The organism is Campylobacter concisus (assembly GCF_003048905.1).
GTDB lineage: Bacteria > Campylobacterota > Campylobacteria > Campylobacterales > Campylobacteraceae > Campylobacter_A > Campylobacter_A concisus_V.
Map to the genome: position 1 here is coordinate 328,323 of NZ_PIRO01000001.1, position 15,224 is coordinate 343,546.

Annotated in this window: 17 protein-coding genes; 5 read left to right on the plus strand and 12 right to left on the minus strand. The window is 36.6% G+C overall.

Annotation, left to right across the window (positions count from 1 at the left end):
• Position 1 precedes the first annotated feature (1 nt).
• The 8 genes from CVS95_RS01660 to hemB all read right to left on the minus strand — a co-directional run bounded on the left by CVS95_RS01660 (position 2) and on the right by hemB (position 10,279).
• On the minus strand, positions 2–2,140 hold the full coding sequence (locus CVS95_RS01660) for a type I secretion system permease/ATPase (protein ID WP_084040698.1): 2,139 nt from the start codon (positions 2,138–2,140) through the stop codon (positions 2–4).
• 3 nt (positions 2,141–2,143) lie between these two features.
• Positions 2,144–4,093, minus strand: coding sequence for a LapD/MoxY N-terminal periplasmic domain-containing protein (locus CVS95_RS01665; RefSeq protein ID WP_107695346.1), 1,950 nt, complete (start codon positions 4,091–4,093; stop codon positions 2,144–2,146).
• Positions 4,090–4,746: a transglutaminase-like cysteine peptidase gene (locus CVS95_RS01670; protein ID WP_021090757.1), complete on the minus strand. Its 657-nt coding sequence runs from the start codon at positions 4,744–4,746 to the stop codon at positions 4,090–4,092. The genes CVS95_RS01665 and CVS95_RS01670 overlap by 4 nt, the downstream gene beginning before the upstream one ends.
• A gap of 20 nt (positions 4,747–4,766) precedes the next feature.
• Positions 4,767–6,437 (minus strand): TolC family protein, encoded by a 1,671-nt coding sequence (locus tag CVS95_RS01675; protein ID WP_107695347.1) that lies wholly within the window; start codon positions 6,435–6,437, stop codon positions 4,767–4,769.
• Positions 6,438–6,552: 115 nt separating this feature from the next.
• Positions 6,553–7,914 (minus strand): oxygen-independent coproporphyrinogen III oxidase, encoded by a 1,362-nt coding sequence (hemN, locus tag CVS95_RS01680; protein WP_107695348.1) that lies wholly within the window; start codon positions 7,912–7,914, stop codon positions 6,553–6,555.
• The gene (locus CVS95_RS01685; RefSeq protein ID WP_107695349.1) at positions 7,907–8,392 is read right to left on the minus strand and encodes a DUF2603 domain-containing protein; all 486 of its coding nucleotides are present in this window, start codon (positions 8,390–8,392) and stop codon (positions 7,907–7,909) included. The genes hemN and CVS95_RS01685 overlap by 8 nt, the downstream gene beginning before the upstream one ends.
• Positions 8,389–9,306, minus strand: coding sequence for an ornithine carbamoyltransferase (gene argF, locus CVS95_RS01690; RefSeq protein WP_107695350.1), 918 nt, complete (start codon positions 9,304–9,306; stop codon positions 8,389–8,391). Before argF ends, CVS95_RS01685 begins: the two co-directional genes overlap by 4 nt.
• 1 nt (position 9,307) lies before the next feature.
• Positions 9,308–10,279: a porphobilinogen synthase gene (gene hemB / locus CVS95_RS01695; RefSeq protein ID WP_107695351.1), complete on the minus strand. Its 972-nt coding sequence runs from the start codon at positions 10,277–10,279 to the stop codon at positions 9,308–9,310.
• A gap of 68 nt (positions 10,280–10,347) precedes the next feature.
• Between hemB and ribA the strand changes: the two genes are divergently transcribed.
• The 5 genes from ribA to htpX are packed head-to-tail and all read left to right on the plus strand — an operon-like array spanning position 10,348 to position 12,908.
• Positions 10,348–10,911, plus strand: coding sequence for a GTP cyclohydrolase II (ribA, locus tag CVS95_RS01700; protein ID WP_107695352.1), 564 nt, complete (start codon positions 10,348–10,350; stop codon positions 10,909–10,911).
• Complete coding sequence (rsmG, locus tag CVS95_RS01705; protein ID WP_107695353.1) at positions 10,911–11,477, plus strand: 16S rRNA (guanine(527)-N(7))-methyltransferase RsmG; 567 nt, start codon at positions 10,911–10,913, stop codon at positions 11,475–11,477. The genes ribA and rsmG overlap by 1 nt, the downstream gene beginning before the upstream one ends.
• A complete protein-coding gene (locus tag CVS95_RS01710; RefSeq protein ID WP_234399983.1) occupies positions 11,471–11,668 on the plus strand; it encodes a hypothetical protein in 198 nt (65 codons plus the stop codon). Before rsmG ends, CVS95_RS01710 begins: the two co-directional genes overlap by 7 nt.
• A complete protein-coding gene (locus CVS95_RS01715; protein WP_107695355.1) occupies positions 11,665–12,030 on the plus strand; it encodes a hypothetical protein in 366 nt (121 codons plus the stop codon). Before CVS95_RS01710 ends, CVS95_RS01715 begins: the two co-directional genes overlap by 4 nt.
• 8 nt (positions 12,031–12,038) lie before the next feature.
• Entirely contained in the window at positions 12,039–12,908 is an 870-nt protein-coding gene (htpX, locus tag CVS95_RS01720) for a zinc metalloprotease HtpX (protein WP_107695356.1), read from the plus strand.
• Between the two features lie 236 nt (positions 12,909–13,144).
• Here htpX and CVS95_RS01725 read toward each other — a convergent pair whose 3' ends face one another.
• From CVS95_RS01725 to cmeU, 4 genes are read right to left on the minus strand one after another with little or no spacing between them, the layout of a single operon-like run.
• Positions 13,145–13,546 (minus strand): flagellar protein FlaH, encoded by a 402-nt coding sequence (locus CVS95_RS01725; RefSeq protein WP_107695357.1) that lies wholly within the window; start codon positions 13,544–13,546, stop codon positions 13,145–13,147.
• Positions 13,537–13,968 (minus strand): peptide deformylase, encoded by a 432-nt coding sequence (locus tag CVS95_RS01730; protein ID WP_107695358.1) that lies wholly within the window; start codon positions 13,966–13,968, stop codon positions 13,537–13,539. Before CVS95_RS01730 ends, CVS95_RS01725 begins: the two co-directional genes overlap by 10 nt.
• Positions 13,969–13,977: 9 nt before the next feature.
• The gene (locus CVS95_RS01735; protein WP_107695359.1) at positions 13,978–14,991 is read right to left on the minus strand and encodes an alanine racemase; all 1,014 of its coding nucleotides are present in this window, start codon (positions 14,989–14,991) and stop codon (positions 13,978–13,980) included.
• Positions 14,984–15,223, minus strand: coding sequence for a CmeU family protein (gene cmeU, locus CVS95_RS01740; protein ID WP_087576821.1), 240 nt, complete (start codon positions 15,221–15,223; stop codon positions 14,984–14,986). The genes CVS95_RS01735 and cmeU overlap by 8 nt, the downstream gene beginning before the upstream one ends.
• Position 15,224: the final 1 nt, after the last annotated feature.

Below are 15,224 nucleotides of genomic sequence, written 5' to 3' on the forward strand. Positions count from 1 at the left end.
ATCACTTCCCACTAAGTCTTGCTAAAACTTCATCTCTTGGTCCGTCCAATAAAATTTTGCCATTGTCCATAACTATAAGTCTATCAACAAGATCTAGCATCGACGTCCTATGTGTAACAAGCAGCATCGTTTTATTTGCCGTATTTGTCTTTAAATTTATTTTTAACTTATTTTCAACTGTATTATCAAGAGAATTTGTTGGCTCATCAAGCAAAATAATAGGACTATCTAGCAAAAATGCCCTAGCCACAGCTATACTTTGACGCTGTCCGCCACTTATGCCATCGCCTCTTTCAAAGACTGGCATATCAAATCCAAGTGGATGGGCATTTACATATTCATCAACTCCGCTTACTTTAGCTGCTTTTATAATCTGAATATCATCAACATATGGTGCTTTTTGAACAATATTTTCTCTAACCGTTCCTTTAAAGAGCACAACATCTTGCGGAACATAGCCGATGTTTCGCCTAAGATCGGCTGGATCGATTTGATTAATATCAATACCATCAATTAGCACTGAGCCTTCAGTTGGTGAGTAAAGTCCCAAAATGAGCTTTTGCAAAGTAGTCTTTCCAGAGCCATTTTTGCCTATAATGCCAACTTTTTCACCTGGCTGAATAACAAAATTTATCCTATCAAGCGAACCTTTTGTGGTATCTGGATATGTAAAGCTTACATTCTTAAACTCAATCTTTCCATCAAAAGAATTTCTTCTAACAAATTTTTTACCTTCTGGCCTTTCAACAGGCATTTGCATAATCTTACTAAGACTTTGATAGGCTGTTTTTGTCTGCTCAAAATTTGCAGCTAGTGAAGCTACCTGTCCCATAGGAGCGATAGCACGAGAGCTAAGCATAACCGCAGCGATAAGACCACCCATTGTAAGATGTGTATCTTGTATCATATAGACACCAAGAACGATGATAGCAATAGTATTTAATTGCACTAAAAAAGATGTAACAGTGGTTATCGAAGTTGTAATAATTTTTGATTTAATGCTTCTATTTGCTATCTCACCAGTTGCCTCTTCCCAGTTCCATTGTATATGGCCACTAGCACCAAGAGTTTTGATAGTCTCAAGACTACTAAGGCTCTCTATTAAAATTCCATTTTTTATAGCCGAAGCCTCAAATGTACTTTTAATAGCATTTTGAAGTGGATCTTTTATAAAAAATGTATAACATAAAATAGCTATCATAATAACAATTGGTACGAGTACGATATAACTTCCTATAAAATAAGTAACTATCAAGAAAATGATCGCAAATGGAAGATCCACAATAGCTGCCAATGAGGCTGACGAGAAGAAATTTCTAACTGTATCAAACTCTTTTAGATTACTGGCGAATGAGCCAACAGATTTTGGTTTATTGCTAAATTTCATATCCATAACGCGCTCAAATAAAATAGAACTCATTATGATGTCACTCTTTTTGCCAGCAATCTCAAGAAAATATGATCTTACAAATTTTAAGAAAAGATCTATGCCATAAACTACACTTACGCCAAGCGCCAAGACCCAAAGTGTCTCAACTGCATTATTTGGCACGACACGGTCATATACGTTCATCGTAAAAAGCGGACTAGCAAGAACAAATAAATTTATAATAAAACTTGCAAGAACAACATCAAAATAAATCTTTTTTGAACGTTTTAGAGTTCCCCAAAACCAGTGGTCGTTGCCCGCATCAATTAGCTTTGTTGAGCTAGTATCCTCTGGAACAAACTCGCGCTTTAAATAGTATGCATAGCCTAAATATTCTTCTTTTAATTTACTTATTTCTATCGTGCTAGTACCAGTTGAAAGTTCTGGAGTTATGATATTTGCTGTCTTTTTATCTTTACTAAAAGATTGCAAGATGCAAGCTTTTTTGCCTCTAAGCATTAAAATGCAAGGTAAAACTAAAGGAGAGATTTGCTCAAGATCTTTTCTTACAAGGGTAGAAGCAAAACCAGCACGAGAAGCAGCACGAGAAAATAAAGACCTTGAGCTTTTAAGTGAAAAAAGCTCAATCTCATCGCCATCTTTTACTGGCAAGCCAATAGTTAAAGCATCGGCACTGTATGGATTATTATGAAGCTTGGTAAAAATAACCAAGCATTGAAGCAGCTCATCTTTTATCTTATCACTATGCATCTATCATCCAATGTTCTTGATTTCATCTATATAAATTCCTTGCATATTTTTAATGCCAAGATCGATTAACTTTTTCTTCTGCTCTTCACCTTCAACACCGATTGCGATCAAAATAATGTCTTTTGAGCTTAAAACAACATCAAGTGATTGTTTTGTGTTTACTCCTGACTTATCACTTAAGAAGTCAATCAAGACATTTGACTGAATTTTTACATAATCAGGGTTAAATTCTTTTAGCTTCTCAATACCTTTTGCATTAAGCTCGAAGTGGTCAAAACCAAATCCAAAGCCAAGCTCTTTTAATTTTTTAGTAAGCTTAACTATACTTTCTATGCTAATATCGTCTTTATTTGGAATTTCTATATAGTTTTTATATTTAGAAATTTGGCTTATCTTTTTAAGTGTAGCTTCAAGTTTTGAAAAATTTTCATCTGAGTTTAATATCTCTTTGCCCAAATTTATTGCCAAGTTGCCACTTGGTAAGATATTCTCTGGTAAAATTCTAGCCACCCTATTTAAGATATGAAGATCAAGCATCGCACCTAAATTTAACTCATTTACCATCGGCATGAAATATGAGGCCATACGCCATACGCCATCTTTATCAACAAGCCTCAAATAAAGCTCATACTGCTCAAAATTTGAATTAAGATCAATCACTTTTTGAGCTGCGAATTTAAATTCATCCTCTTTTATTGAGTCAAAAATAAGCTCTTTATACTTCTCTTTACCAATCACTAAAGCATTTTGATTTTCATTAAATACCTTACATGTAAAGCTTCCAGCAAGTCTTGAGCTAGCCAATGTAACGTCAGCTGAAGTAAGAAGTGTCTTGATATCAGTATTTGGTGAATACTCTACTATCGCAGCATTTACTGGATACTCGCTATCATTTAGTGCAAAATTTGCATAAAGCTTTTTAAACTCGTTCATAATTTCATCACATAGAGCCAAGAAATTTGACGAATTTCTACCATACGAAAGTACGATGAAATCATTATCGTTAAGCCTTGCAACAATTGTATTTTTATCATTATGAATTGATTTTTCTTGTAAAATTTGAGCTATTTTCATTACAACGCTTTGCCATTTTTCAAAGCCAAGCGTACTTTTTAAATTTATTAGATCTTTAAAACTAACAAGTAAAGCAACACCACTTGAATATTCTTCACTTGCTAGATACTCACTAAATTTAGTTTGAAAAAATCTTCTGTTATTAGCACCACTCATTGTATCTTTATATAAAAGTTCTTGATACTTACTAAGTGTGGCTGCCTCTCTCTCAAAAATGTCTTTTACTTTACTAACCATAGAGTTCATAGCTAGAACCATTTTTTTAAGATCGGCTGTAAATGGAATTCTTTTCTGAATAATAAATTTATTATCAAGTATGGCCTCAGCCTGATCTTGAACCTTCATAAGCGGTCTAAAAATAGCTTTTAGAGCGAAATATGCCACCACGAGAGTGACAATTATCATTAGAAGAAGAAAATTAAAAATATTTTTTGAGTTAGTATAAAGCTCATTGTAGGCAAGTGCGGTGCTACCTTGAACATAAAGCGTGCCAAATTTTGCCCAGCCAGTCATAATCTCGCTATCTGCTATTGGCGCTTCAAACTTAGCTATTTTGTAAAACCACTCGGGAATATCTTTAACAACAGTTTGTTGAGAATTTTCAATAAGAACCTTGCCATCAACATCTTCAAGCTTGATAAGCTTGTATCTACCGCTGTCAAACATAGAATTTATCATTGTTTGAGCCAAGGACATGTCATCTGGATCGATAATAGGCTTTAAAGCAAGTCCAAGCGAATTTGCTGTATGCCTTGCATTTTCACCAAGCTGGTCATTAATATATCCATTTAGGCTCTTAAAATTTAAGTAGCCAACAGCCATAAAAATCATGATACCAAAAGTTATCACGGCGATCATAATTTGTTTAAATAGCGTCATAAATCCTCTTTTCCTATCCTATCTATTAGTTCCATCCACTTAGGATTTTGTTTTTTATTTCCACCTGGTATTGCTTGACCAAGACCTTCTTGTTTTGCCAAGTATAGCGAATCACCATTAAAACTATAAACCGGAACAAGGTCTGTTCTTTGAGTTGCGATTTTTATTTTACCATTTATGTTATCTAAAATTAATGGAATAGATTTTGGTGTATCGTAGTATGCTAAAACCATATGAGCTTGATTGTATCTTAAGGCTTTAACATATGTGAAGTATAATTTTTGAGTTGGAATTCCTAGCTGCTTTAGTGTAAAATATTTTGCAATAACGTAGTCTTCGCAGTCGCCAGCACCTTTTCCTATAAATTCCATTCTAGTAGCCCAATAATCCTTTTTGTGCCAAAGTTGCATATCATCAACCCATCTAAAAGAGTTAAAAAAGTCATTTACTTTTATTAATTTCTCTTGTTCAGTTGCATCTTGCAATGAAGCCATTAAAGAATTTAGAGCAGAAGCCCTTCTTCTTGCATCTTCTCCATAAATTTTAGCTACCTTTGCTATAGTTGTTGATTTTATAAAATCTCCAATAGCACTTGCTAATAATAAAAAAAGGACGCTTACAATAAGCGTCCAAAAATTTGTCTTGACCCTCATGGTCATTACTTTTTACATTTTTATCTTAAATCGTTTTGAATGCTGCAAGCACCTTGAATGTATCTCTTTGCAAAACCTGGTTCAAAGCTATCTGAGATCATTCCCATATTATCTAACAGTCTGTATTTTGCATAAGATAGTGCTGTCTCAGTTGTAGCAATCTCTTTTAACGCAGAGTTATATTCATTTTCAGCATCAAGCAAGTTTATAAGATCGCGACGACCGATTCTAAATTCATCCTGGTAAGCGTCAAGTGTAGCTTTAGCATATTCAACGTGTTGATTTAAGTATCCCATTTTTTCTTGGTTAAGAACATAATTTTGCCATGAAAATTCCAAAGATTCTTTAAGCTCTCTTACAAGATTGTCCAAAGTTTGTTGCTCTTGTTGAACGGCAAGTTGGCTTTTTTCTTTATCTAGTTTATCATTGCCTTTATTGTAAAGGTTATAGTTTAGTCTCAAAAGTGCGTCAAATGTTTGTTCTTCATAATTGTCATATAAAACATTTGAATGATCATACGCACCAGATACAACGAGATCTAGTTTTGGTAAGAATGGCGCATTTTTCTCTTTTACAACTGACTCTGCCATAGCAATATTTGATTTTTGAACCAAAAGTGACGGATTGCAAAGAATAGCTTTGTTGTAAACAGCTTCTTTCGTGCTAGGCAAAGGAAGGCTAAACTCAGGCATTACTAAATTTTTAGCTGCAACTTTTTTTCCATATAATTTCTCAAATGTAGAAAGTGCATCTTCATAGTTATTTTTAGCAGCTGTATAGTTTGATTGAGCTAGAGTATAGCGTGATCCAGCTTGTCTCTCTTCAGAAGCTACGCCATAACCTGATCTTGCTCTATCTTTAATTTGACTATAAATTTCCTCATGACTCTTTACGTTTTCTTCTTCAATGTCTAAAATTCTCTTAGTTTGAAGAACTTGCAAGTAAGCATTTGTAGCATTTAGCGTAAGTCTATCTGCAGCTTGTGCTACCGAATAAGCAGCTGAATCAAGCCTTGCACTTTGAGAATTTATTCTATTTTTATCAGCACCACCATTGTATAAATTTTCAACCAAGGTTAGAGATGTACCAGAGATTCTTCCATCTCCTCTTCTTGTAGAAACTCCATCATCAAGACGTTTTTTCTCATATCCCACTCTAGCAGCAGCGTCAAGTGTTGGATAATAGGCATTTTTTGCTATTTTTAGATCTTTACCAACTTGTAGATAGTTAAATTCTGTAGCTTTTAAACTTGGATTTTCATTTAAAATAGTCTTTATAACTTGATCTAAAGTCAAAACTCCATCATCAACTTGTGCTACTGGTTTTACTTCAGTTGATATAGCTTGTTCTATATTAGATTTTTTTGTTACTTGAGTATCAGTTACAGGTGCTTTTGCTCTCATTAAAGCATCTTTATAGCCTGATTCGTTTTGAACTTTAACTAATAGACTATTAGCTTCATCCTCAGAGACTGGAGTTGTGTCAACATATAAAAATTTTCGTCCACCAACCTCATAGATACCTGTAGTTAGTCTGCTGTCAGAGATTTTGCTATTGACTTTATTAACAGCACTATCAATTCTAGCCTGATTATCATCTTGTGCAAATGAAGCTAGAAAAATCCTATAAGGAACATCTTGAGCTGACAGTACAGTTGCTGCCAAAGCACTAATTGCCAATATCTTTTTCATAACTAAGATCCTTTTACCTTTTTTTATTATTAAGTCTATACTTAAATTTTGACACGAATTATACACCAAGAAATATTAAATGCATTTTAAATATCTTATGACAAAAAAATAATTTTTATATAGTTTTAGAAAAACGCCTTAAATTCTCGGGAATTTTCTTTAGATATTCATCAAAACACATTGCAATATTTCGTATTATCAGTGTTCCAGTTTCATTTACGCTGATTTTATCTGCTGTAACATTGACAAATTCATTTAAATTTTTAAGCTCCTCAAGCTCTTCCTTAAAGTGTTCAAAGAAATTTATATAAAATTCATTCTCGATAGCTTTGATATCAAGCCCAAAATTACTCATTAAATTCATAATCACACTCTTTCTAAGCAAATCTTCATCGCTTAGATAAATTCCCTTTGCATATGGCAACTTTCCACTATCTATCGCCTTTTCATACTCGTCCATATCTTTATGATTTTGTGCGTAGTGCCTTTTGCACTCACCGATACTTGTCACGCCTATACCAATAAGATCAGCGCCTCCTTTTGTTGTGTAACCTTGAAAATTTCTATGCAAAGTACCATTTGCCAGAGCACCAAAAAGCTCATCATTTGGCTTTGCAAAGTGATCCATTCCTATCATTTTGTAGCCATTTTTAGTTAAAAACTCAGCTGTAAATTTTAAAATTTCAAGCTTTACTTCAGGATTTGGCAATGTGGTTTCATCAAATTTACGCATTGATTTTTTTATCCACGGTACATGAGCGTAGTTAAATACCGCAAGTCTATCAGGATCAAGTGTGAGGGCTAGTTCAAGCGTCTTTTTAAAGCTCTCTAGGCTTTGATACGGCAGGCCATAGATCAGGTCCATATTTATTGATTTTATGCCCTTTTGCCTAGCCATTTTTACAGCATTTTGGGTGATCTCATAAGGCTGAATTCTATGAATTTCTTTTTGCACCTTTTCATCAAAGTCCTGCACGCCGTAGCTTATGCGGTTAAAGCCGTGAGATATGAGCACATCAAGCTGCTCGTTTGTTAAAAATCTCGGATCTATCTCGCAGCTTATCTCAGCCTCTTTTGAGAAATTTTTAAATTTAGCTTTGATAAGTTTGATAATCTCATCAAGCTGAGCGGCATTATAAAATGTTGGTGTGCCGCCGCCAAAGTGCATTTGTAAGACCTCAGCACTGGTGTCCAGGTGGTGAGCTAAAATTTCAAGCTCTTTTTCTATATATCTTATATATTTCTCTTTGCGATCCTCTTTGCTCGTGTAAATGACGTTACAGCCACAAAAATAACAAGCGCTTCTGCAAAATGGCAGGTGCAAATAAAGAGAAAGCGGCCTTTTTTTATCTCGATTTTCAAGCTCTTTTATATAAGCTTCATAGCTAAATTTATCACTAAACTCTGGCGCTGTCGGATAGCTAGTATATCTTGGCCCTGGCCTTGAATACTTCACATAAGCACTAAAATCAATCATCTGCCCTACTCCTTGCCATTTGAATCACCTCTTTTATGTCTACAAATAAATTTGGGTGCTCTTTTTTGATATTTTTTACCAGTTTGTCAAGATCAATATTAAATTGTCTACTTTTTTTATCGCTTGCGATCTTTTTTATCTCATCCATAGCAACCACCCAAACATCGCTAAAATCAACCGGTATGTTTTGCCAGATCGTCTTTTCAAGCCTTAGATCAAAATTCTCTTTTTGAGACTCTTTTAAGGCCTCAATCAAAGCTGAAAGCGATTTTACAGAGATTACCGTGTGTAAATTTTGATTTTCATCAATACCAAACCACGGCTCTTTTGAGTCCCAAGAGCCACTTTTTAAATTTAAAATATGCTCATTTGGGTTTTTGGTTGAAACTATCTCAAAGATCGTTTTTTCAGGGCTACTCAGCCCAAGGTTATTGCCGATCTCATCTATCTCATCATATACATTTTTCTCTTTGCTCATCTTCTTCTCTCATCCAGCCAGACCATCACGCCTTTTTGGGCATGAAGTCTGTTTTCAGCCTCGCTAAAAATTTCATCTGAGTGCTTCTCAAAAACCGCCTCGCTCACCTCGTAGCCTCTATAAGCTGGCAAGCAGTGCAAAAATATCGCGTCTTTTTTAGCTAAGCTCATCAAATTTTCATCCACGCAGTATCCAGCAAAGTCTTTTAGCCTCTTTTCTTTCTCAGCCTCTTGCCCCATCGATACCCAAGTGTCTGTAGTCACTACATCGGCACCATTTACCGCTTCTTTTATATCATTTGTGATAAAAATTTTCGCACCTGAAATTTTCGCATTCTCGTTAGACATTTTTAAAATTTCTGCATCTACTTCGTAGCCTTTTGGCGTGGCTACTCTTAGCTCAAGTCCTAGCTTACTTGCTAGCATGAGCCACGAGTGAGTCATGTTGTTGCCATCGCCTACGTATGCGACCTTCTCGCCTGCGCTAAATTCAAGCATAGTTAGATAGTCTGCCATTAGCTGCACTGGGTGAAATTTATCGCTTAAGCCGTTTATAACTGGCACGCTTGAAAATTTAGCAAATTCTTCTAGCGTTTCATGCTTATCGACCCTTAGCATAGCCATGTCGCACATCCTGCTTATCACTCTAGCGGTGTCGCGTATAGGCTCGCCGCGGCCTATTTGTATATCATTTTTGCTTAAAAATAGCGCATATCCGCCAAGCTCATGCATGCCCACATCAAAGCTCACTCTAGTTCTAGTTGAGCTTTTTTCAAATATCATCGCAAGCTTTTGATCTTTAAGATATGGCTTAAATTCTCTGGCCTTCGCCTCTTTTTTGATCTTGCGAGCTAAATTTATCATCTGTTCGATTTCATCTTTGCCAAAGTCATTTAGCGTCAAAAAGTGCCTCATCTTAGCCCCTTAAAATTTTAGCCGCTTCTTTTGCGTGATACGAAATGATCAAATTTGCCCCTGCTCTTTTAAAGCCGATCAAAGTCTCCATCATAACGCGATCATAGTCAATGATGCCAGCTTTTGCGCCAGCTTTTAGCAGTGCGTACTCGCCGCTTACGTTATAGACGCAAAGTGGTAGAAGTGTTAAATTTCTAAGCTCCCTAACGACATCAAGATAGGCAAGTGCAGGCTTTACCATCAAGATATCAGCGCCTTGCGCCTCGTCCTGCAAGCTCTCGTTGATCGCCTCCAAACGGTTTGCGCTATCCATTTGATAGCTCTTTCTATCGCCAAAGCTTGGTGCGCTTTGTGCCACATCGCGAAATGGTCCGTAGTAAGCTGAGGCAAATTTAGTCGAGTATGCCATCACTGGTAAATTTTCATAGCCATTGCTATCAAGCGCCTCTCTTAGCGTTGCAATGATGCCATCCATCATGCCGCTTGGTGCGATCATATCAGAGCCATTTTGAGCGTGTATCAAGGCTTGTTTGGCTGAAATTTCAAGTGTGGCATCGTTGTCGATGGTGTTATGTACGTGATCGATTATGCCACAGTGGCCGTGATCTGTATATTCGCAAAAGCAAAGATCAGTGACAACTACCAAATTTGGGAATTTATCTTTTATCGCTCTAAGCGCAGTTGCGATAATGCCGTCATTACTTAGTGCGTCACTGCCAACGCTATCTTTTAGGCTTGGTATGCCAAATAAAATAATCGATTTTATACCTAAATTTACTATCTCTTCGCACTCTTTTAAAATTTCATCAATACTCATTTGATAGACGCCTGGCATCGAAGCGATCTCGTTTTTAACGCCTTTGCCCTCAACTACAAAGAGTGGATAGATAAAGTCATTTACGCTAAGGCTAGTCTCTCTTACCATGTCTCTTAGGGCTGGATTTATTCTTAATCTTCTAAAACGTTTAAACATATTTTTGCCTTTTCTTTGTTAAAATGCGTGATTTTTAGCTAGTTTAGCACAGTTGGAGTAAATTTAAAATGAAAATAGAAATTTCAAACGCTGCAAATCTACCATCAAGATTTGGCACTTATAAGGTTCAAGCCTTCAAAGAAGGGGCAAAAGAGCACCTTGTGATCTACAAAGAGCCTTTAAGCGAAGTGGTAAATCTTAGAATTCACTCCGAATGCCTAACTGGAGATGCGATCGGAAGCCTAAAGTGCGACTGCCGCGACCAGCTTGAAGCGAGCCTAAAATATATCGAAGAAAATGGCGGCATGGTCATCTACCTGCGTCAAGAGGGCAGAAATATCGGGCTTTTAAACAAGATAAACGCTTACAGCCTGCAAGATAAGGGCTTTGACACGATAGAGGCCAACCACCAGCTAGGCTTTAAGGCCGACGAGAGGACTTATGAAGTGGTTGATTTTATCCTAAATCACTACGGCATAAAGGAGGTAAATTTGCTCACAAATAACCCATTAAAACTTTACGGACTAAGCTCAGTAAAGATCGTAAAACGCGTGCCTATCGTCATCAAGCCAAATAGATTTAACGAAAGCTACTTGAAGGTCAAAAAAGAGCAAATGGGGCACATCCTGTGATGAAAAATGAGCTTTGCTTGCCGGCAGAATTTGACGAAAAAGTAAAGGCTTACGCTCAAATTTTTGCTAAATTTAACAAAGTTCATAACTTAAGCAATTATAAAGACATAAGCGAGCAGGTGCTTGATAGCATTAGGCCGCTTGAAATTTTTGACCTAAGTGCCAAAACTGCGATCGATGTGGGCAGTGGAGCTGGCTTTCCAGCGATATTTTTAGCCCTTGCGATGCCGCGCACTAAGTGGCATCTTTTTGAGCCGATAGCCAAAAAGTCGTCATTTCTAAGCTATGCTAAGATCGAGCTTGGCTTGCAAAATTTAGAAGTTCATAGCCAAAAGATCGAGCTTGTAGATAAATTTACGGCTGATCTAATCACCTCAAGGGCGCTTAGCAAGACAAAAGAGCTTATAAAAATTTGTGAGGGATTTTATGATGAAAACACCAAATTTCTCATCTACAAGGGCTCAAGCGTCATGGATGAAATTTCAGGCATCGACGCGCAAATTTACAATGAAAAAAACAGAAATTACATATATTTTAATCTCAAAAACCAAAGGGAGATATGTTGAAATACTTGCTTTTTGTAGCGATTTTGGTTGCAATTTACATCATATTTTTTAAAAATAGAAAAAAAAGCGACAAGATAAGCACCAGCAACTTCGAAGAGTGCAGCAAATGCGGTGTCTTTAGCGATACCGACCAAATGGTGCTAAGAGACGGAAAATACATCTGCAAAGAGTGCATAAAGGGTGAGAGATGAAAATTTTAGGCGATGAACTGATCAAATTTGAGCCACTATTTCTTTGCAAAAGTGAAGATGAGATTTCAAACGGCAGGCAAAATCTCTTTAAATTTGATAGAAATTTGATAAAAAAAGCGCTAGAAGCTGGAGCAAGCTTTAGCGTTTTTGTGACTAATGCAAATGAAGCCATTATCGCAAACGCGGCTGGAGCAAAATTTATTATCGCAGATATTGACATTGCAAAAGATCTAGCAAAGATAGCTGAGAGTTATCTATTTGACGCACTTATAGCTGTTTTGATAAAAGATGAAAGCGAGCTAGCACAGCTTGCAAAATTTAACATAGACGCTGCGATCTTGCCAAACGCTATAAAAAAATAAGGACAAAAATGGAAATTTTTAAAACTGCTTTTTTAATGGTTGCTTTGATGCTAATTTTTATCGCTGTTGGCGGATATATTGGAGGCGAGCATGGCATGATGATCGCCTTTTTGATAGCGGCTGGCACAAATATCTTTTCATATTTTTTTAGTGATACTCTGGTGCTTAAAAGGTATAACGCTATCCCAGTTGATGAGAGTAACGCTCACGGGCTTTATGAGATCGTATCTCGCCTCACACAAAAGGCAAATTTACCTATACCAAAAATTTACATCATACCAGAAGAGGTACCAAACGCCTTTGCCACAGGCCGCAATCCAAGCCACGCAGCTGTCGCGGTAACCGAGGGGCTTTTAAAAATTTTAAATGAAAACGAGATTGAGGGCGTACTAGCTCACGAGCTAAGTCATGTAAGACACTACGACATCCTAACTGGCTCAATCGCTGCCATACTAGCTGGTGCTATCGCAATGCTTGCAAATTTTGCTAAGATTGGCAGTATTGCTGGGCAGAGTGGCAGTTCAAGAAGAGGTGGCGGTAATGCCATCGTTATGCTAGCACTTGCTATACTCATGCCAATAGCTGCCACAATCATACAAATGGCGATCTCAAGGGAGCGCGAGTATAAGGCAGACAAGGGCGCAGCTTATATAACAGGACACCCAGAGTGGCTTGCAAGTGCTTTAAGAAAGCTTGAGAGCTACTCAAATTCTTACATTATGCAAAACGCAAGCGAGCAAAGTGCTCATATGTTTATCGTAAATCCATTTGGCTCGCTAACTAACAAGCTTGGCGTACTTTTTAGAACGCACCCAAGCACCAGTGACAGGATCGCTGAGCTTGAAAGACTTGAACAAGAGATAAAAAGAGGCATGTAGAAAATTTAGTTCTAGTAAAATTTGGGCTAAATTTCTTCTTTTTGCTATCTTTTTTGGCCTTAAATATAGACATTTACAAGAAATTTTAATTTTATGAGCGAGTATATAACGACTCTAAATTTAGTGGCAAGCTTTTCGAAGCTTAAAATCAGTAGTCGATTCTTGTGAGTAAATAGAATTTTAAAATTGTAAAGGATCAAATTTGTAACCAAAAAACCGAAATTTAACTCCAAATTTCACTGCAATTTCTTGCAGTCGCGATCTTCTATAGTGTACTCAAAGATCAGCTCACCATTTTCTGAATAAAAAAGCTCGTCCAAGGTAACACCTATACTCAGCATATTTAAGATTTCTTTATCTTTGCAAGCGGTTCGCAAATTCTCTTTTTTGATAGCTTCGATAAATTCCAAAAGCTCTTTCTCCTCAAGCCTTTTAATCTCTTGCTTTCTTGCGTGTTTGATGGCATATCTATAAATGAGCGTATCACCGACATTTAGGATATCATTAAGTGTCAGTGTTGGCGTGCAGATGAATGGAAGCTTTTTTTTGTAATAAGTTGCGTGATTTTTCGCTGCTATATCTGGCGTAATAGCCAGGGCAAGCGAGCAAAAAAATAGTAAAAAAAGGGCTACTCGCAACTACTTTTATCCAAATTTATATCAAAAAAATGCCTACCTTCAAAGCCGTAACTACCACTTAGTGTGATACCACGATTTAGCACAGCTCTAGCCATACCTGAGTTGCAAAGCGCATCTTTTCCGTTCTTGTAAAACTCATCTTTTAAGGCTAAAATTTGAGCTTTGTTGTAGTTTTTTAGCTTTTTAGTTTTTGTCTCGTTTAGCAAAAACTCACCGTGTATATTTAGCCCATTTGCGCTTACATCTTTTAGCGTAATCATCTCATCGACTCTGCTTGGTAAATTTGGCTTTGCGGTTTGGACGACAAAAGCTGGGATCTGCTTAGTGTCAAGCTGATTTAGTATCTGCTCATAAATTTTAAACTCACTCTCTTGTACGCCAAAAGCAAGGCTAACAAGAGCTAATAAAACGATCTTTTTCACATATTGCCTTTATATAAATTTCCTAGTGATGTTTGGCGAGAGTTTTACCAAAATGTCATAGCTTATCGTATCAAAAAATTTCGCCCAAATATTTGCATCCTCAAAGACACAGACCCACTCGCCGCTATCTTTACAACTAAAGCTATCCATAGAAATTTTGCCTAGTATTGGCTCGTTATTGTCAAGTTTTAGCTTGCCACATCCATTGTATCTTAGCAATCCATCACCATATCCAAGATCATAAGTGGCTACACTTATATCTTCTTTTGCGCTAAATTTAGCACCATATCCAACACCTTGACCACTTTTTAAAATACGCCTGCTAACTCTTTTTGCCCATAGTGAAAGTACCGGCTTTAAGTCCAAACTATCACTAAACTGAGCATATCCATACTGAGCGATACCAACACGCACCATATCATCATCGATTTCACTTGCTCTTTCAAGCGCAGCTGAGTTATGTGAGTGAAAGACGGGCTTTTTAAAGCCAAACTCTTCACAAAGAGATAAAATTTTCTTTTTTGCGGCTCTAAAATTTTCCCTTTGTACAAAATAATCAGCATTTACTTCATCGCTTGCACGAAAATGAGTATAAGCTCCAAGAAGCTCTAAATTCCTTCTTGTTAAAATTTCAAACGCATAATCAAGCTCGCTAATATCAAGCCCATTTCTATGCATGCCAGTATCGATTGCAAGATTGATTTTTGAGCCATCTTTTATCTTTAAAAGCGCCTCTATGTCGTTTATCGCATAGATAAATTTACTGCTTTCATTTCCGGTTGGGATATGTGAGAGAATGAGAATATTTTCAAATATGTCAGAAATTTCATTTGCCTCAAACTCACTTTTTACAGCACAAATTTCTATGCCAAATTTTTTAGCTTCATTTGCAATAAGCCTTGCGCCATGGCCATAAGCATTGTCTTTTAATACAACTATTACTTTCTCTTTGCCACCAGCTTTAGCACAAATTTGAGTGAGGTTATGGATATATGAAGCTTTATTTAGGCGTATTTCAGACATTAAAATTCACATTAAAAGCAGTATAAACATCCGGTAAAAGTTTTCTTACGTTGTAGTCAAATGCATAAAATTTAGCGTAAATTTCTTTCAGATCAGCCTCTTTTACTTTGCTAAAATCAAAAACATCAGTACCATTTTTCTTTGGAACTTGGCGGTCAAGCTCAGCAAAAAAAGCAGCTCTTGCCTCTAAAATTTTCTCGATTTTTTCTTTTACTTCTTGAGATTTTTCCACT